General features: G+C 66.5%; 18 protein-coding genes and 1 tRNA gene. 7 read left to right on the top strand and 12 right to left on the bottom strand.

Translation table 11 applies throughout. The annotated features are described in order from the left end of the window. Positions 1-63: 63 nt before the first annotated feature. Positions 64-864, top strand: a complete 801-nt coding sequence (locus tag AC5P7X_RS18710; protein ID WP_053498768.1) for a hypothetical protein — start codon at positions 64-66, stop codon at positions 862-864. Between the two features lie 73 nt (positions 865-937). Here the strand turns inward: AC5P7X_RS18710 and AC5P7X_RS18715 are convergent, their stop codons facing one another. From AC5P7X_RS18715 to rocF, 3 genes are all read right to left on the bottom strand, one after another. Continuing rightward, positions 938-1,159, bottom strand: a complete 222-nt coding sequence (locus AC5P7X_RS18715) for a CsbD family protein (RefSeq protein ID WP_004153772.1) — start codon at positions 1,157-1,159, stop codon at positions 938-940. 207 nt (positions 1,160-1,366) lie between these two features. After that, positions 1,367-1,504, bottom strand: coding sequence for an entericidin A/B family lipoprotein (locus AC5P7X_RS18720; RefSeq protein ID WP_005407710.1), 138 nt, complete (start codon positions 1,502-1,504; stop codon positions 1,367-1,369). A gap of 163 nt (positions 1,505-1,667) precedes the next feature. After that, entirely contained in the window at positions 1,668-2,588 is a 921-nt protein-coding gene (rocF, locus tag AC5P7X_RS18725) for an arginase (RefSeq protein ID WP_005420594.1), read from the bottom strand. Between the two features lie 275 nt (positions 2,589-2,863). Here rocF and AC5P7X_RS18730 point away from each other — a divergent pair, with 275 nt between their 5' ends. Beyond that, complete coding sequence (locus tag AC5P7X_RS18730) at positions 2,864-3,313, top strand: hypothetical protein (protein ID WP_053498765.1); 450 nt, start codon at positions 2,864-2,866, stop codon at positions 3,311-3,313. A 60-nt stretch (positions 3,314-3,373) separates the two neighbouring features. Here AC5P7X_RS18730 and AC5P7X_RS18735 read toward each other — a convergent pair whose 3' ends face one another. Further along, positions 3,374-4,144, bottom strand: coding sequence for a DUF3011 domain-containing protein (locus AC5P7X_RS18735; protein ID WP_053498763.1), 771 nt, complete (start codon positions 4,142-4,144; stop codon positions 3,374-3,376). A 586-nt stretch (positions 4,145-4,730) separates the two neighbouring features. On the opposite strand from AC5P7X_RS18735, the gene AC5P7X_RS18740 reads away from it, so the two are divergent. From AC5P7X_RS18740 to AC5P7X_RS18750, 3 genes are all read left to right on the top strand, one after another. Further along, on the top strand, positions 4,731-5,132 hold the full coding sequence (locus AC5P7X_RS18740) for a hypothetical protein (protein ID WP_053498761.1): 402 nt from the start codon (positions 4,731-4,733) through the stop codon (positions 5,130-5,132). Between the two features lie 287 nt (positions 5,133-5,419). Continuing rightward, a complete protein-coding gene (locus AC5P7X_RS18745) occupies positions 5,420-6,019 on the top strand; it encodes a hypothetical protein (protein ID WP_139726619.1) in 600 nt (199 codons plus the stop codon). 22 nt (positions 6,020-6,041) lie between these two features. Beyond that, complete coding sequence (locus AC5P7X_RS18750) at positions 6,042-7,166, top strand: XVIPCD domain-containing protein (RefSeq protein WP_346607458.1); 1,125 nt, start codon at positions 6,042-6,044, stop codon at positions 7,164-7,166. Between the two features lie 84 nt (positions 7,167-7,250). Here AC5P7X_RS18750 and AC5P7X_RS18755 read toward each other — a convergent pair. The 4 genes from AC5P7X_RS18755 to birA all read right to left on the bottom strand — a co-directional run bounded on the left by AC5P7X_RS18755 (position 7,251) and on the right by birA (position 9,921). Continuing rightward, positions 7,251-7,326, bottom strand: a tRNA-Thr gene (locus tag AC5P7X_RS18755). Between the two features lie 40 nt (positions 7,327-7,366). After that, complete coding sequence (locus AC5P7X_RS18760) at positions 7,367-8,215, bottom strand: SPOR domain-containing protein (RefSeq protein ID WP_346607457.1); 849 nt, start codon at positions 8,213-8,215, stop codon at positions 7,367-7,369. A gap of 9 nt (positions 8,216-8,224) precedes the next feature. Beyond that, complete coding sequence (locus tag AC5P7X_RS18765) at positions 8,225-8,956, bottom strand: type III pantothenate kinase (protein ID WP_329843281.1); 732 nt, start codon at positions 8,954-8,956, stop codon at positions 8,225-8,227. After that, complete coding sequence (gene birA / locus AC5P7X_RS18770) at positions 8,953-9,921, bottom strand: bifunctional biotin--[acetyl-CoA-carboxylase] ligase/biotin operon repressor BirA (RefSeq protein ID WP_053498755.1); 969 nt, start codon at positions 9,919-9,921, stop codon at positions 8,953-8,955. Before birA ends, AC5P7X_RS18765 begins: the two co-directional genes overlap by 4 nt. A gap of 144 nt (positions 9,922-10,065) precedes the next feature. Between birA and AC5P7X_RS18775 the strand changes: the two genes are divergently transcribed. Next, positions 10,066-10,350, top strand: a complete 285-nt coding sequence (locus AC5P7X_RS18775; protein WP_014645622.1) for a hypothetical protein — start codon at positions 10,066-10,068, stop codon at positions 10,348-10,350. Continuing rightward, entirely contained in the window at positions 10,317-11,108 is a 792-nt protein-coding gene (locus AC5P7X_RS18780; RefSeq protein WP_204274215.1) for a M90 family metallopeptidase, read from the top strand. Before AC5P7X_RS18775 ends, AC5P7X_RS18780 begins: the two co-directional genes overlap by 34 nt. A 117-nt stretch (positions 11,109-11,225) precedes the next feature. On the opposite strand, the gene AC5P7X_RS18785 is transcribed toward AC5P7X_RS18780, so the two are convergent. From AC5P7X_RS18785 to dusA, 4 genes are all read right to left on the bottom strand, one after another. Then, a complete protein-coding gene (locus AC5P7X_RS18785; protein ID WP_053498753.1) occupies positions 11,226-12,650 on the bottom strand; it encodes an ATP-binding protein in 1,425 nt (474 codons plus the stop codon). Between the two features lie 25 nt (positions 12,651-12,675). Then, positions 12,676-13,359, bottom strand: a complete 684-nt coding sequence (locus AC5P7X_RS18790; RefSeq protein WP_004136763.1) for a response regulator transcription factor — start codon at positions 13,357-13,359, stop codon at positions 12,676-12,678. Between the two features lie 73 nt (positions 13,360-13,432). Continuing rightward, positions 13,433-13,807: a hypothetical protein gene (locus AC5P7X_RS18795; protein WP_065196018.1), complete on the bottom strand. Its 375-nt coding sequence runs from the start codon at positions 13,805-13,807 to the stop codon at positions 13,433-13,435. A gap of 213 nt (positions 13,808-14,020) precedes the next feature. Next, on the bottom strand, positions 14,021-15,052 hold the full coding sequence (gene dusA, locus AC5P7X_RS18800) for a tRNA dihydrouridine(20/20a) synthase DusA (RefSeq protein ID WP_495215256.1): 1,032 nt from the start codon (positions 15,050-15,052) through the stop codon (positions 14,021-14,023). Between the last annotated feature and the right edge of the window lie 12 nt (positions 15,053-15,064).

The following is a 15,064-nucleotide window of genomic DNA, read 5'->3' on the forward strand; positions in this document are numbered from 1 at the left end:
ACGCCACCAACCCCGTCAGGGCCTGCGGCGCGTTCATTCACGCAACCCCGCTGGAGACGCCCGATGAAACGCCTGCTGCCCCTGCTGCTGATCCTGCCCCTGGCCGGTTTCCGCCCGGCTCCCCTGCCGCCGCCGGTGTACGACGGCGGCCCCGTGCGCATGGCCCTGGTCGACCGCGACCGCGGCACCGAACTGCGCAGCTACCCTGCCGAGGGCCAGCGCTGGGTGGCCGGCGAGCGCGGCCACCGCTACGCCGTGCGCCTGTACAACGACAGCCCTCGCCGGGTACTGGTAGTGCTGTCGGTGGACGGCGTCAACGCCATCTCCGGCGAGGATGCCGATCCCTCGCAGACCGGCTACGTGCTCAATCCCGGCCAGCGCGCCGACATCACCGGCTGGCGCAAGAGCCAGAACGAAGTGGCGCAGTTCGTGTTCAGCAGCCCCAGCGGCAGCTATGCCAGCCGCACCGGCCGCCCGGACAACATCGGTGTGGTCGGCGTGGCCGTGTTCGAGGAAGCGCGTCGCTGGCGCCCCGAGCCGATCCTGCGCCGTGGCCTGCCGCCGCCGGCTCCAGCCGCACAGGCCGAAGCGGCGGCCGACGCCAGTGCCAGCCGCATCGAGGGTTACGCCAGCAAGTCGCAGGCCCCGGCGCTGGGTACCGGCCATGGCGCACGCGAGCAATCCTCGGTACGCGACACCGACTTCGAACGTGCCAGCCGCAGCCCTGCTCAGGTATTGCAGCTGCGCTACGACAGTGCCCGCAACCTGCGTGCGCGCGGCATCCTGGTCGATGCGCCCTCGCGCCTGCCGCGCGAACCGCAGGCGTTCCCCAACCGCTACGTGCCGGACCCTCCGGCCCGCTGATCGTCCCGCGCAGACAACACGACGCCCGCAACCTCACGGTGCGGGCGTCGTGATGTGGGGGAAACCGAAGCGCTTACTTGTAGTCCGGGTAGTCCTTGCTCACCGCGTCCTGGAACTCACGCACTTCCTTCTCCGCGCGGTCCTTGGCCCAGCCATAACGTTCCTGCAGGCGGCCGGCCAGATACTCGGCATTGCCTTCGGCCACATCGAAGTCGTCGTTGGTCAGATCGCCCCACTTGGCCTGGGCCTTGCCCTTCAGCTGCGACCACTTGCCGGAAATGATGTCTTTGTTCATTGCTGGGAGTCCTTGGTTGCAACGGCGTTCTTACCGTGGCTCCAGCTTCGCGCAGTCGCTGTTGAGTACCGGTCAACCGGCAATGAAATGCACGCTCACCTGCTTGAATGGTTCACTACGCTTCGACACGTACGCTGCTGAGAAACGCGCAAGCAAAAAGGCCGGGGAGATCCCCCCGGCCTTTTTGCTTTCCGTTCCACTTCAGGCTCAACGGCCCTTGGCGGCATCCTCAACCTTTTCACCGGCCTTCTGCACGTCCTTGCCGGCACCAGCCACGGTGTTGCAACCGGCCAGCAGGGCCACCGAGAACATCGACAACAGCATCAGGGCAACTACGCGCTTCATGGGCTTCTCCTTGGGTTCGCCGCTATACCGCTTCATTCGCGGATGGGATTCTTTCGCTCGGCGGGAGGGCACCAATGCCCACTGCCGCCGCGTGAAGTGCAATCTGGCGGCAGGGGCGTGGAGCGGGCGTGAACGGTTCGGCGATCCGTTCAGCGGGGGGCGGTCAGTCGCGCATCAGGGTGGACTTGCCGAACAGGCTTTCCACCAGGTCCACGGCCAGTTCGGCGGTGGCATTCTGCTTGTCCAGCAAGGGGTTGAGCTCGACGATGTCCAGCGAACCCATGCGCCCGGTGTCGGCGATCATTTCCATCACCAACTGCGCCTCGCGGTAGTTCACCCCGCCCGGCACCGTGGTGCCCACGCCCGGCGCGATGCTGGGGTCGAGGAAGTCGACATCGAAGCTGACATGCAGGTGGGTGTTCTCGTCGATGCCGGCCAGCGCCGCCTCCACCGCGCGCTTCATGCCGTTCTCATCGATGTAGCGCATGTCGTACACATCGACCTTGTGGGTCTTGATCAGGCGCTTCTCTTCCGGGTCCACCGAACGGATGCCGATCTGGTGCATCTGCGCCGGGGTGATCGCCGGTGCGCTGCCGCCCAGACGGGTCAGCGCGTCCGGGCCGAGGCCGCACAGGCAGGCCACCGGCATGCCGTGGATGTTGCCCGACGGCGTGACATCGCTGGTGTTGAAGTCCGAATGCGCATCCAGCCACAGCACGCGCAGATTCTTCCCCTGCTCGCGGCACCAGCGCGCGACGGCGGTGATCGAACCGATGCCCAGGCAATGGTCGCCACCGAGCATGATCGGCATGCGCCCGGCCTGCAGCTCGGCGTAGCTGGCTTCCATCAGTGCGCGGTTCCAGGCCACCACCTCATCCAGGTGGCGGTAGCCCTCCACCGGCGCAGTCCACGGGTTGCGCGGGCCATCCAGGTTGCCCACGTCGCGCACGTCCACGCCGCGCGCTTCCAGCGCCTCCGGCAGGCCCGCCACGCGCAGCGCCTCCGGCCCCAGCCGTGCACCGCGATGGCCCGCACCGACATCGGTCGGAACGCCAATCAGGGATACGGAAATGGGATGGGCCATGGGTGCCTCCTGCGGTGCGGAAAAAGAAGCACAGTCTAGCCAGAGCTGTGTGACACCACTCGCGGCGGTGCAGCAGGGCATGGGTCAGATCGCCGCAGCCTGGCAGCCGTACCCGGTCAGGCATTCCAGCGCTGGGTCGTCAGGAACTGGACCTTCCGCGATCCACCTCACATCCCGGTCGGTTTCGCCTCTTACGCAAGGCTGTTGTTGTGTCCACGCTGCGCAGGCACCCTGAAGGTGCCGCCTCACTTCCTCAATCATGGAGCACCACGCGCATGAAACATGCACTCAATGGACTTGCGGTACTGGCAATTGCCCTGGGCGGACTGTTTCCCGCCGCTGCCAGTGCACCCTCGCAACGCATCACGCATACGGTGACCTCCGATGCGTATCCCATGCAGACGGCAGGCGCACGCCAGGTACTCGACTGGGTGGCGCAGCGGGTGAAGCCGTCGTTCGCCCCCCAGGGCTACGGCAACGTGCAGGTGGAACGACAGGCAGTCTCCGTAGGACGTGCGTCTGCACGCTCGGATGAATCGATTCCTGGAAAACTGCCAGACCAGGGCATTCCCGGTGAGATCTACCGGGTGGAAAACCTGCTTCCCGACGGCTCCATCCAGACGTGGGAATTCACCTGGGTGGAACCCTCATCCGGCCATGGCGGCGGCTGGGACGTAACCGGCTACACCTACAAGAAGGGAAATGACCCGGTGAACCAGCAGTAGCCGCACTGGGGCAACGCGTGCTGCGTTGCCCCAGTCCGGACATACGCCAACGCCGAATGTTCAACCGCCGCGGCGGCGAACCGGCGTCAGGCTCTGCACCTGGCCGTTGTTGCGCATCATGCACAGGAAGCGGCCATCGGGGTAATCGATGATCAGTTCCTGGTAATCGCTGCCCACCGGCATCTGGGTCACCAGCGTGCCCTGAGCGCCCTTGCGCATGTTGCAGGCGCCCAACGCGGTATCGCCCGCCGGCGCCGGGGTGGTCACCGAAGACACATTGCGGAACACCGCGCGGCAGCCGCCATTGACCCACACCGAGTGCCGCGACAGGCCCCAGTTCCTGCCTTCCTCGCAGCGGGTGCGGCTGAGCTGGCGCACGATTTCCACATTGCCGCGGGTATTCAGATCGCACGACACCTGCTGCTCGCCAGTGGATTCGCAGGTGACTTCGCGCGGTAGCGCGGCGTCACCGGTAGCAACCTCGCGCGGGTGTGCGCCATTTGCGGCGGGCGCGGGCGTTCCGCTGGCACTGACCTGGCAGATGCCATTGGCGCCGCCACGGCCGGTATAGCTGATCTGCGGCGTGCCGTCATCGCTGCGGCTGATCGACAGGGTGATGCCGCTGTCGGCATCGCGTGCTTCGAAATAGCGGTCGTTGAAGCGCTTCAGCGCCGTCTCGCGGCCCTGCACGTAGACCGGCCCGCCATCGTCTGCGTGAACATCGATGCCGCCCGGGCAGCTGGCGTTGAAGAACGGCACGGCGGCCATGGCCGGGGCTGCGAAGGTTGTGACCAACAGTGCGACGGTGAGCGGCAGGGCATGGCGACGCATGGGCGGGTCCCGAAGGGCATGTGTCCCCAGTATGTGTCGGGGGTCTGCAAATGGTCTGTGAGGAGAATCAAAAAGCCGGCAGCGCATTCGGGCGTTTGTGTTTGCTATGGTAGATGTGGAGCCTTGCCCTGGCTGTTAAGTCACCTTTACTTCGTGGGCCAGCTCAGGGCATGCGGCAGCGATGGTTCGGGCAGATTTCTCGCTGATGGCGCCACTGCGCAATCTGTCGCTTCTGGCATTGCGATGCCCGAAACGGGCCAAACGCGATAATTCATTTTTCCTTTCAGATCTCCCGATGCCATCGAAACAAACGACTGGCAGGCGGTGATTTCACGTGCGCATGATGAATCGCCACCTTCAGCGAGGTGGCCGGGATTTCCAACCCGAAGACTGAAAGCTGTATACGCTTGCCAGCCGGCGTCGTCCTTTCCAGGTGCGGCGCCGGCTGGCAATCCGTTCGCCGATCGACGGCGGGCGGTGCGTGGGGGCCTCGTGCCCACCGGCTAATTCAGTCCCGGGATTGGAAACCACGTATCGCCCGCCACCTTACCGTGGCGGCACCTCTGTTCCTGACGAGGATGCCCGCATGTCCAGAACCCCTCACCCGTACCTGACCGCCACCCTCGGCGAGGCGGCTCTGCGCCTGCCACCTGAACTGGCGCAGCCGTTGGAAGCCGCTTTCGCCGCCGCGAACGAGGCGCCCGCGCCGATCAACCTGCCCGGCTGCCTGCAGCGCATCCAGGCCGGTGACGCCGCCGATGGACAGCCGTGGCCGGGGCCGGCAGGCACACCTGGTGAAGCGGTGGCTGCCGCGCGCCGGGATCGCGCTGCGGTTGGCTTGGTGTCGCTGCTGGAGCTGTATCACGCCGCCGAGCGCGTGCGCGTGGACGGGGAAGAGAAGGACGATATCGGCGATGGCACGCGCGAAGGGCTGATGCTGGCCTGCCGGGGGCTGGCGGAGTATGTGGCGTTGCAGGTGCGTAGCTGAGGCTGCTGCGGTCGCAGTGTGTGTGCGGCATTGATCGAAGGATCTGCCCGCGCCATACAGTGAGTTGACTCACCGGGTTGGGACGAGAAAACCAGCGAATGGCGGTTTCTTCATTTTCGTTCCATCGCCTTTGCGACCGGCGCCGCGCCGACGCATCATGATCGGCGCATGCCCATGCTGCTCTGGCATGCAAGCGCACACCCAAGGCACGGACCACGGACCCAATCCGCAGTCAAAAGATGCTGTGCTAGATTCAAGAGCGTGACATTGGCGCGAGAGACGCTTTCATGGATGCATGGGTCGAGAAATGCGATTCTTCATCAAAACGCGGACTTCGGCGCCGCCTCTGGATCGCAGCGCGTCGTCGCCTCGCGATCGTTATTCCGGCGCTTGTGCTGACAGCATGTTCGAGCGCCGCGACGCCGCCCCCATCAGATCATGTGAATCAAAGACAGGCCATCAAATCAGGGAGTGAAGCTGGTATGGAGCGATTCAAGAACAGCATCGAGCGATTGTCCAATGTGCGTTTTGGCGATATCGATGCGTTGAACGAACAGCTTCACACGCATCTTGGAAAACCGACCCGGCAGGGCCTGAGAGACGAGCGAACCGCAGAACGTGGAATGTTGGGTGGCCTTGAAGTTCGGAACATCTCACTGAGAAGTGCTGTCGATAATCCTGCGCAGGCGAAGCTGACCTTCGATGTCGCGCCACCGAGCGTCGCGCTCAAAGAAGTCATCTGGGAGGGAACCGCGCAATATCCACCTCGGCCTGATGCCCCTGACTCACGCCCTTACTGGACCGCGCCAGTGAACGGTGCTGAGGTTGTACTCACTCTGGCCCCTGACAATGCGACATTGACCCACGTATTGATCAGTCAGCGTTGACCCCCAGGGCAGGAGCTCCAACATGGAACGTACTGAAGACTCTGTACTGCCGCAGCCACAGGGGGGGCCTCGCCCAGGACCCGTACGTCGGCCGGACTCCCCGTTAGCTGACCCCTCGCTGGCGCCGCTTCTAGCGAAATCCCCAACACTTCGGGCGGGTCTCGCACAGGCCGAGCGCGACGATCTGGAGGTTGTCTGGGGACAAGCCGGTAGGGGCACCTATCTTGTTCCCGGTGAGAAGATCGTTATTGACGAGAACGCGGTTGGACAAGGCTCCAGAATCGCGCGCTCTCTTTCACACGAGGTGGGGCACCATCTCTTCACCGAACGTCCCGATCCGACGTCCAAGCAATCCTATGTAAACACCCTGCTACGCGGAGAAGCCGCTGCGACGCTCAGTAATGTCCAGGTCCAGCGTGAACTCATTGCGGCCGGTGGACCGGACATTGGCGTGTCGGGTACGGGTAATCGACCGCAACAGTATGGAGCCATTGCCGTTGAACTCCAGGCCGGGCGGATCAATCGAAACCAGGCACTTGGACAGATCGCTGAGGTGTTCAAAACGGAGGCTCCTTCTGTTGGTCCTCATGCGACATACGAGCTTTACTATGGCGCGCACTACGATCAGCACATAGCACCCACGCAGCGTCGACGTAGGCCCGAGCCAGAATTTGACGCCGAGCGCACTTCGGCTGGGGAAAGAGTCGCCGTGGTCGCCGACGACTCACTCTCAGTGCAGCGAACAGCTTCCTCAGTAGCTGAACTCGGCGACGCTGACCGCTCTCTCTACATGCAGATAAGAGCGGGTGTGGAACGCTTGGACGCCGAGAGCGGGAAGCAGTGGGATGAGTCGAGCCAGCGCATGTCCGCGAGTCTGTTGGTGCTCGCGAAGGAGCAAGGGTTTTCAAGAGTTGACCACGTTGTATTGAACAACCCGACGGAGTCCCTTGCACGTGGCGAGAAAGTATTCATCGTCGAGGGGGCGATGGACGATCCTGCCCAACGCCGTGGAACCATGAGTACGATGGACGCGCTTCGCGTGCCTGAAGCAGAGTCCCTTCATCGCGCTGAAGCGTTGGCCGCAAATCTTGAACAGCAGCCGGCGCAGCAGGTTCATGCGCAGGACGGGCCATCGTTTTCAAGGTGAGGCTGTCGAGAAAACAGCTCTGCCGCCCTTCGAACCACCGGGCAGGTACTTGGAGCAGCGCAAAGAGGCGCTGAATCTTTGGGGTGGTGCCGCTTATCCGAATCGAACGGATGACCTACTGTTTACAAGACAGTTGCTCTACCAACTGAGCTAAAGCGGCATGGGTGGTGCACCGGCGGCAGCGCCGCGGTCCGGGGATTCTAGCGCAACCGCGTGCATTCCAGCGACCGGCTCTGTGCCGCCCCGCTGCGCTGCTGGGCCTGGGCCGGCTGCGTGCCCGCCGCCAGCTGCCCTTCCAGCCACCATTGGCCGGCGTCGCCGCTGGCGACCAGGCGCGGCTGGAAGCCGGCGGCCTGCACCGCCGCCATGCGCCGTTCGGCGCCTTCGCGGTTGCGGTACTGGCCCAGCGCCACGGCGTTGGCCTCCTCGCCCTGGCTGATGATGTAGTAGTCGCTCAGGCCGGCGGCGACAATGCGTTTCACGGTGGCCTGGGCTTCATCACGGTTGGCGGCGGCCGGCAGCATCACCCGGTAACGGGCGCTGCCGCTGGCAGCGGGCTGTTCGCGCAGGCGCACCTGGCTGAGCAGCGTGCCGGCCTTGCCCTGCGCGCTGCTCGCGGCGGCGCGGTCGGCGAACGGGCCCAGCGCGACGCAGCGCGGCGGCTCGGCGGCCGCGGGCGGGGTTACGGGCTTTTCCGCTGCCGGAACGGGTACAGGCGGTGTTACCGGCTTGGCAGCGGCAGCAACCGGCGTAGCCTCAGCCACCTGCGGCTTGGCGATCTCCGGCTTTGCCGGCGCAACGGGCGCGGGTGTCGCAGCCACCGCGGTCTTCGCCGCCGGTTCGCGCTCCATCAGCGGTGCAGTCGGGGCGGCGGCGGTGGCCTCGGCTGCGGCATTGGCATCCACGCCACCGGGCACCCAGCGCAGCTCGGCGACGCCAGCCGGTTGCGGCGCAGGCGCAGGCTTCTGCGGCGCATCGCGCAGCAGCCACCAGCAGGCGACGCCGAGATTGAGAATGGCCAGTACGACGATCAGGGCACGGGTGAGCATGCGCGGATACTAGCGCGCGGGCTGGTACACCGCCCAGCGGGCGAGGCCATCCAGCACCAGCGAGGGGTGGTAATCGGCAGCGGGCAGCAACGGCATCAGCGCCGCTGCGCCGCCACCGTGCACCAGCAGCGACGGTGCCACGCCCAGCAGCGTGTGCGCGTGCTGTGCGCTGCGTTCAATCAGCGCCACCGCAGCGCCATCACAGCCGGAAGCCAGCGCGTCGGCGGTGTCGTTGGCGAACTCGCTGTAGCCGCCACCGGTCGCGGGCAGCTGCACGGCACGGGCGTGCAGTGCTTCGCGCATGGTGGTGGGCGATGCGGAGATGCGGCCACCGTGGTGCTGGCCGTCGGCATCGAGCAGATCAATCGTCAGTGCGGTGCCCACGCCGACCACCAGCACCGGGCGCTGCGCCTTGGCCGCAGCCAGTAGGGCGAGGAAGCGGTCGACGCCGAACTTTTCCGGCCTGGCATAGGCAATGCGCACGCCGGCGCATTCGGCGCTGGTGCGCACCACATGCACATGCTCGAAGCGGCGCTGCAGCTGGTCCAGCATGGCGCTGGTCAGCGACGGTGCCGCCACGCTGGCCACGAACGCGGTGCGGCCGCTGGGCAGGCTGTGCGGCGGCTGCCCGGCCATGCCTTCGGCGCCATGCGCCCAGGCCTGTACGTCACCGGCACGGTCACCCTGCAACGGCGCGAACTTGAAGCGCGAGTTGCCGAGGTCGAACAACCAATCGCTCATGCCGCCCTCACGCTGACTTCTCCGGCGTGCAGCAGGCGTTCCTGGCCATCGATGCGCACGCGCAATGCGCCGTCATCAGCCAGGCCAAGCGCAGTACCGTGCTGCCACTGCCCGTCCAGTTCCACGCGCACTTCGCGGCCGGCCAGCATGTCGAAGGCAGCGTAGCGCGGCAGGAACGGAGCGAGGCCTTCGCGATCGAATTCTTCCAGCGCCGGCAGCAGGCGCGCCAGCACGGCAGCAACCACCCCATTGCGGTCCACCGGCTTGCCGGCCAGCGTGTCCAGGTCCACCCACGGCTGGGTGATCTGCTCGCCGAACGACGGCGGCATGTGGGTGTTGATGCCGATGCCGATCACCGCGCGCGCCGGGCCGGCGTATTCGCCACCGCCCTCGGCAAGCAGGCCGACCAGCTTGCGCTTGCCATCGACGATCAGGTCGTTCGGCCACTTCAACTGCGCTTGGGTGTAGCCCAGGTCGTGCAGCGCTTCGGCCACGGCGATGCCGGCCACCAGGCTCAACCCGGCCAGGCGGCCCAGGCCGCCGGAGTACAGGCGCATCACCGACAGGTAGATATGCGCGGCCAGCGGCGAGGCCCAGGTGCGGCCACGACGGCCGCGGCCACCGGTCTGGCGTTCGGCCAGCAGCACGCTGACCCCGCGCTGGGGCGCGCTGCACCGCAGCAATTCAGCGTTGGTGGAGTCCACCGTCCAGGCCACCTGCAGGTCGTGCAGCAGGGCCTGGGCATCGGCGGGCAGGCCGGCGCGGATCGCCGCCGGGTCCAGCAGGTCGACCGGGCGGGTCAGGCCATAGCCCTCGCCAGCACGGCCCTCGATGTCCACACCTGCGGCCCTAAGCCCTTGAATACGCTTCCAAATAGCCGCCCGGGTCTGGCCCAGCTCTCGGGCCAGGGCGTCGCCGGACAGGCGACCGGCAGCGAGTTTGGCCAGCAATTGGCGATCGTCCACGGCAGCTTCCACGAAGTCAGGAAGGAATTATGCGGGAAAGCCGCCAGCGACGCCTGCCACGCTGGGTTCCGCAGGGGCTTCCAACGGGGCGCCGGGTTCGGGCTAGAATCGGGAACTCACCCTCCCTTAACGTGGATGTCGTCAATGCGCCGTTATGCCCATTGCCTGATCCTGCTGATGATGCCCTTCGCGGCGTCTGCAACGGCAGCGCTGGACGACAGCCGGGGCGCCTGCGTGTCCTCCAACGGTGATGCCGCCTCGCAGCGCGCGCCGACCGCGACCGCCTCGGCTGCGACCACCAAGCCGGCACCGGTACGCCCTGCGGCCAGCAGTGCCACCAGCACCGGGGGCGGCGGCAGCGACGACGACGTGCTGCAGCGCATCCGTGCGCCGAAGTGGCACAGCTACCTGCCGGGAATGTTCCGCTGATCAAGTCGTTGCTGCAGTGGCTGCGGCCCTCGCCGCGGCCGATCGACGATGCGCTTTGGGAAGACGCCTGCCGCCGTGCGGCCTGGCTGCACGGCCTGGACGACGAACGCCGCGCGCGACTGCGCGTGCTGGCCACGCGCTTCCTGCATGAGAAGACCATTACCCCTGTCGGTGAACTGCAACTGCAGGCTGGCGATGGCGTGCTGCTGGCCGCACTGTGCTGCCTGCCGCTGCTGGAATTCGGTGAAGTGGGGCTGGAAGGCTGGTCGCAGCTGATCGTCTACCCGGATGCGTTCCGCGTGCACCGCAGCCACATGGATGCGGCCGGCGTGTTGCACGAGTGGGATGACGAGCTGATCGGCGAGTCGTGGGACAGTGGTCCGTTGATCCTGTCCTGGGCCGATGTGCAGGCCGACCTGGCCGCGCCGCACGACGGCTACTGCGTGGCGGTACATGAGATGGTGCACAAGCTCGATGCACTGGATGGTGCGATGGACGGCACACCGCCGCTGCCGCGGCAATGGCAGCGCGAGTGGGCGGCCACGTTCCAGCGCGCCTACGACGCCTTCTGTGCGCAGGTGGACGCAGGCGAAGAGACGCTGATCGATCCGTATGCGGCCGAGGCGCCGGAAGAGTTCTTCGCGGTAGCCAGCGAGTACCACTTCTCGGCACCGGATCTGCTGCAGCAGGCGTTGCCCGAGGTCGCCGCGCAGCTGCGGCGGTTCTATGGCGAGCCGCCGAAGATCGAATTTCGGTAGTGCCGGCCAACCAAGCAAGGCTACCGAAGATCATGAGGTTGCCGGCCAGCGGCCGGCACTACCGGAACACCCTGCGTTGTTGCACCAGGCAATGCCCGGCGGACGGGAATGCGCGGTTTACGGCCCCGGCGGCAAGCGCACTTCGAAGCGGGCGCCACCCAGTTCGGCCGAACGGCCCACGGTCAGTTCGCCGCGGTAGTCCTTGATCAGGTCCTGCACGATCGACAGGCCGATGCCGTGGCCCTGCACGCGCTCGTCGCCACGCACGCCACGCTGCAGCACCTTGCCGATGTCGTCCGGGGCGATGCCCGGGCCATCATCGTCCACCGCCAGCAGCAGGCCGGCACGGCGTGCGTTCGGCGCCGGCAGCGGCTGCGCGGTCAACAGCACGCGGCGGTTGGCCCACTTGAAGGCGTTCTCCAGCAGGTTGCCGAGCAGTTCCTGCAGGTCGCCCGGTTCGCCGTGGAAGCGTGCGGCCGGGTCGATATCGAATTCGCACAGCACGCCCTTGGCGGCGTAGACCTTTTCCAGGCCACGCACGATTTCCTCGGCGTTGGACTCGATCGGCAGCGGCGCGGAGAACAGCTTGTGGCCCGACGAGGCCGCGCGTGCCAGCTGGTACGAAACCAGGTTGTTCATGCGCTGCAGCTGCACGTCCAGTTCTTCGCGCAGCGCACCGTCGCCGGCGCCGCTGTCCATCTGCGTGCGCAGTACCGCGATCGGCGTTTTCAGGCTGTGCGCGAGGTCGGCCAGGGTGTTGCGCTGGCGCTCGAGGTTCTCGCGCTCGCTTTCGATGAAGGCGTTGATGCTGTCGGTCAGCGGTTCCAGCTCGCGCGGGTGGCGCTCACTCATGCGCTCGGTCTCGCCGCGCTGCACCTTGGTCAGCTCGGTGATCACCCGGCGCAACGGGCGCAGGCTCCACTGCAGGATGACGGTCTGCAGCAGCAGCAGGATCAGGCCGATGCCGCCCAGGTAGAACCAGACGCGGCCACGGAACACGCGCAGCTGCGCACCCAGCGCGCGCGAGTCTTCCATCACATAGATGGTGTAGGGGAATTCAGTGGCGGGGTCGGCGTCGGCGCCCCACACCAGGCCCAGGCCATAGCGGTACACCGAGCCCTGGCTGCCATCGATCTGGATCATCGGCAGCGGGCCTTCGAACACTTCCTGGCGCGGCGCCAGCAGGCCGCCGCCCACGGTGGGCAGCATGGGCCCTTCGGCGGACATCGAATTGCCCTTGCCGTGCGGCATCACCACCTGCAGGTACAGGCCACTGCCAGGTACGTCGAAGCGTGAATCCGGCGGCTGCTCGCGGATGTACAGCGAGCGGTCGCGGGTGAAGTCGATGCCGGCCGCGTAGGAGGTGGCGTAGTTCTTCAGGCGCTCACGCAGGTTCGCCTTCGCCGTATCGGCGAAGGCGGCGTCGAGCGCGTAGCCGGCCAGCGCCAGGAACGCCACCAGGCCCACGGACGCGGCGAGCATCTGGCGCGCCTGCAGTGAGCGCGGCCGCCAGCGTCGGAAGAACCACAGACGGCCGGACATCGTGTTATCGCCAGGGTGAGCCGGCTCAGCCCTCGTTGCGCGGGATCGCGAAACGGTAGCCGCGACCGCGCACGGTCTCGATCGGCTTCAGTTCGCCATCCGGGTCCAGCTTCTTGCGCAGGCGGCCGATGAAGACCTCCAGCACGTTGGAGTCGCGGTCGAAGTCCTGCTGGTAGATGTGTTCGGTGAGGTCGGCCTTGGAGACCAGTTCACCGGCATGCATCATCAGATACTCCAGCACCTTGTACTCGTAGCTGGTCAGGTCGACATTGCTGCCGGCCACGCTGACCGTCTGGGCAGCAAGGTCCAGGGCGACCGGGCCGCATTCCAGGGTCGGCTTGCTCCAGCCGGCGGCGCGGCGCAGCAGCGCGTTGACGCGGGCCAGCAGCTCTTCGACGTGGAACGGCTTGACCAGGTAATCGTCGGCGCCCTGCTTCAGGCCCTCGACCTTGTCCTGCCAGCTCGAACGCGCGGTCAGGATCAGTACCGGGAACTTCTTGCCTTCGTCACGCAGGGCCTTGATCAGCTCCATGCCCGACATCTTGGGCAGGCCGAGGTCGATGATGCCGACATCGAACGGAACTTCGCGCCCCATGTAGAGGCCTTCCTCGCCGTCCTGCGCAGCATCGACGGCAAAGCCTTCGCGCTTGAGCCGGGCTGCCAGGGTCTCACGCAGCGGGGCTTCGTCTTCGACCAGAAGGATACGCATGAACTCTCCCTAGTGTCCTGGGTGTGGCCCGGAGGCCTGTGGGGTACGGGTTGATAGCGACGACTATCCCTGTTCAGGGGTTATCGCCGCGTAGTGATGACATATCCGACCGCGGCGTGCGCGGCTGTGAACGCGACGGGGCGGGGTCGTCCATGTAGCGGACCCGGCCCCGGTCGTCCATGTACTTCACCCGGTTGATATCACGACCATCGAACGGCACGCGCTCGGCGCCGAGGATGTGGCCGCCGGTGCTGCGCTGCACGCGGCGCACGGCATCGGACAGCGAACGCTCGTCGCCACGGTTGCCACGCTCTCCCCGATCCATCATTTCCGCCCGTGCCTGCTCGCCGCGCGGCGGCTGTTGCGCCAGCGCCGAAGACAGCGGCGCAGCCGACAGCGCCACACAGGTGGCCAGGGCAATGCGGCAATGGAAGGGAGCGGAAGACATCGATGCGATCCTAGCCGAGCACGGCGATTCGTTCAAAAGTCGTAAATCCGGATGCCGGGTTCGGGGCCCGGCGCTTTACAAATCCTTTGCAAATTCTTGGTTTGGGGCAGTGAATCCGGTCTGAACTTTTCCGGCCGCAGCCCCGCGATGTTCAGCTAGGTGAACATTCGGGACGAATCGCCGTCCCTTGTCAAGTCAGGAATGTGACTGCGGTCACGCTGCGGCACGATCGGCTTCGCGCTCGGTGACCCACAGCGCCTGCTCGACCAGGCTCCAGTCGGCGCCCGGGCGGTGCGCGCCCTCGCTCAGCACCTGGCGGAACGCGCGGCCACCGGGCTGGCCGTGGAACAGGCCGAGCAGGTGGCGGGTGATGTGCTTCAGTGCCAGGCCTTCGCCCAGGCGCGCTTCCACGTAGGGACGCAGCGTGCGCAGCAGGTCACCGCGCGCCTGCAACGGCGCGCCGGTCTGCAGCGCCTCCAGCTGATGCAGCAGGTAGGGGTCGTGGTAGGCCGCGCGGCCCAGCATCACGCCATCAACGTGCGCGGCCTGCGCCTGCACCGCCTCGATGCTGGCCAGGCCGCCATTGAGCACCACCGGCAGCGCCGGGCGCTCCTGCTTCAGGCGGTAGGCCCAGTCGTACTTCAGTGGCGGAACCTCGCGGTTCTCCTTCGGCGACAGACCCTTCAGCCACGCGTTGCGCGCATGCACCACCACCATTGCGGCACCGGCGGCGACCTGGCGGTCGACGAAGGCGGCGAACACGTCATAGTCGTTGTCCTCGTCCACGCCCAGGCGGCACTTCACCGTCACCGGGATCCCGATCGCGTCGACCATCGCCGCCACGCAGTCGGCTACCAGCGCCGGCTCGCGCATCAGGCAGGCGCCAAAACGCCCGGCCTGCACGCGGTCGGACGGACAGCCGCAGTTGAGGTTGACCTCGTCGTAGCCCCACTCCGCGGCGATGCGCGCGGCCTGCGCCAGCAGCGCCGGGTCGCTGCCGCCCAGCTGCAGCGCCAGCGGCTGCTCGCTGCGGTCGAAGCCGAGCAGGCGCTCGCGATCGCCGTGGATGACCGCATTGGCGTGCACCATTTCCGTGTACAGGCGCACACCCGGCGCCAGCACGCGGTGGAACACGCGGCAATGGCGGTCGGTCCAGTCCATCATGGGGGCCACGGACAGGCGCAGGGAATCGGCGTAACGGGCGGTGGCGGACGTCATCGGGGTGTTGATCGGGGAGACTGGCATTGCCAGTGAGAT

The sequence above is a fragment of the Stenotrophomonas sp. YJH_SMC_53 genome (assembly GCF_059369995.1).

Coding starts and splice junctions, on each gene's coding strand:
- AC5P7X_RS18715 (WP_004153772.1), bottom strand. CDS start 1,159: ATGAACAAAGACATCATTTCCGGCAAGTGGTCGCAGCTGAAGGGCAAG.
- AC5P7X_RS18720 (WP_005407710.1), bottom strand. CDS start 1,504: ATGAAGCGCGTAGTTGCCCTGATGCTGTTGTCGATGTTCTCGGTGGCC.
- AC5P7X_RS18765 (WP_329843281.1), bottom strand. CDS start 8,956: ATGAGCGATTGGTTGTTCGACCTCGGCAACTCGCGCTTCAAGTTCGCG.
- AC5P7X_RS18710 (WP_053498768.1), top strand. CDS start 64: ATGAAACGCCTGCTGCCCCTGCTGCTGATCCTGCCCCTGGCCGGTTTC.
- AC5P7X_RS18740 (WP_053498761.1), top strand. CDS start 4,731: ATGTCCAGAACCCCTCACCCGTACCTGACCGCCACCCTCGGCGAGGCG.
- AC5P7X_RS18790 (WP_004136763.1), bottom strand. CDS start 13,359: ATGCGTATCCTTCTGGTCGAAGACGAAGCCCCGCTGCGTGAGACCCTG.
- AC5P7X_RS18785 (WP_053498753.1), bottom strand. CDS start 12,650: ATGTCCGGCCGTCTGTGGTTCTTCCGACGCTGGCGGCCGCGCTCACTG.
- rocF (WP_005420594.1), bottom strand. CDS start 2,588: ATGGCCCATCCCATTTCCGTATCCCTGATTGGCGTTCCGACCGATGTC.
- AC5P7X_RS18735 (WP_053498763.1), bottom strand. CDS start 4,144: ATGCGTCGCCATGCCCTGCCGCTCACCGTCGCACTGTTGGTCACAACC.
- AC5P7X_RS18745 (WP_139726619.1), top strand. CDS start 5,420: ATGGATGCATGGGTCGAGAAATGCGATTCTTCATCAAAACGCGGACTT.
- dusA (WP_495215256.1), bottom strand. CDS start 15,052: ATGCCAGTCTCCCCGATCAACACCCCGATGACGTCCGCCACCGCCCGT.
- AC5P7X_RS18730 (WP_053498765.1), top strand. CDS start 2,864: ATGAAACATGCACTCAATGGACTTGCGGTACTGGCAATTGCCCTGGGC.
- AC5P7X_RS18750 (WP_346607458.1), top strand. CDS start 6,042: ATGGAACGTACTGAAGACTCTGTACTGCCGCAGCCACAGGGGGGGCCT.
- AC5P7X_RS18775 (WP_014645622.1), top strand. CDS start 10,066: ATGCGCCGTTATGCCCATTGCCTGATCCTGCTGATGATGCCCTTCGCG.
- AC5P7X_RS18795 (WP_065196018.1), bottom strand. CDS start 13,807: ATGTCTTCCGCTCCCTTCCATTGCCGCATTGCCCTGGCCACCTGTGTG.
- AC5P7X_RS18760 (WP_346607457.1), bottom strand. CDS start 8,215: ATGCTCACCCGTGCCCTGATCGTCGTACTGGCCATTCTCAATCTCGGC.